Annotated in this window: 1 protein-coding gene, 1 tRNA gene and 1 pseudogene; 1 reads left to right on the top strand and 2 read right to left on the bottom strand. The window is 58.6% G+C overall.

Annotation, left to right across the window (positions count from 1 at the left end):
- Positions 1-327 (top strand): IS3 family transposase (locus BSK43_RS00080; RefSeq protein ID WP_169055346.1); only part of this gene is annotated, 327 nt, incomplete at its 5' end.
- Positions 328-522: 195 nt separating this feature from the next.
- Here BSK43_RS00080 and BSK43_RS00075 read toward each other — a convergent pair.
- Both BSK43_RS00075 and BSK43_RS00070 read right to left on the bottom strand, forming a co-directional pair.
- Positions 523-599 (bottom strand) — tRNA-Lys (locus tag BSK43_RS00075).
- A gap of 61 nt (positions 600-660) precedes the next feature.
- Positions 661-1,154 (bottom strand): annotated as a pseudogene (locus BSK43_RS00070) (7-cyano-7-deazaguanine synthase); the annotation flags it as partial.

Here is a 1,154-nt window from a genome sequence, read left to right as displayed (position 1 = left end):
CGGCTGCTGCGGGTATCCCGCAGCGGCTTCTATGCCTGGCAGCAGCGGCCACCTTCGGCGAGAGAGATGGCGAATCGGCGTCTGAGCAAGGAGATCCGCACTATCCACCACGAGATGAATGGAATCCATGGCCATCGTCGCATCAAGGCCGATCTGGCGGCCATGGGGCATCCGTGTGCTCGGCACCGGGTCGCTCGTTTGATGCGCGAAACCGGCCTGCGTGTGCGTTCGCGCAAGCACTGGCGGCTGGTTTCCAGCAATCGTCATGCGCTGCCGATTGCCCCGAAATCTCACGGCCAAAACCGCAGTACCCTCTGTAATCGCTGATTACGTCGGGGGCGCATTGCTACGCCGGCAAATGGTTTCAGGGCCTTAGAAACAGAAAAGCCCACCTAGATAGGCGGGCTATTTCATATTGACATCACGTCAGTGCGGGCCCAATGCTCGCACCCAGACGGCTGCTGAATAAGTAAAAGGCGAAAACCCTTTTTCCTAGACTTATGCAACACGCCGCAGCGAAAATGGTGGGTCGTGTAGGATTCGAACCTACGACCAATTGGTTAAAAAGCCAACTGCTCTACCGACTGAGCTAACGACCCAACGCGAGGCGTATAATACTGATTTCTAACGTAAAAACAACACCTCTCGCGAAATTTTTTTTCAGAAATATGGCGTCGGGTCGGAAATACCGGCCGCCGCAAAGCCATCCGCACGCAGCCGGCAGCTATCGCATTTGCCGCACGCACGCCCCTGCCCATCGGCTTGATAACAGGACACCGTCAGGCCGTAATCCACCCCGCGCGCCACGCCCGCCTGGATGATCTGCACCTTGGACAGATACTGCAGCGGCGCCTGGATGCGGAAGCCATTGCCTTCCACGCCCGCCTTGGTTGCCAGGTTCGCCATGCGCTCGAAAGCCTCGACGAATTCAGGGCGACAATCCGGATAACCGGAATAATCCACCGCATTCACACCGATGAAGATGTCACGGGCATCCAGGACCTCGGCCCAGCCCAGGGCGAGCGCGAGGAACACCGTATGCGCGCCGCACGTAGGTCACCGGAATACCTTCGCTAGGCGACTCGGGCACCGCGATGCTCTCGTCGGTCAATGCCGAGCCACCCATGCCATTGAGGTTGAGCCCTATCACCTTG

The sequence above is a fragment of the Rhizobium sp. P44RR-XXIV genome, assembly GCF_001999485.2.
In the GTDB taxonomy this organism is placed as follows: domain Bacteria; phylum Pseudomonadota; class Alphaproteobacteria; order Rhizobiales; family Rhizobiaceae; genus Rhizobium.
The sequence above is the reverse complement of the archived record's forward strand: the minus strand, read 5'-3'. Positions and strand labels throughout refer to the sequence as shown.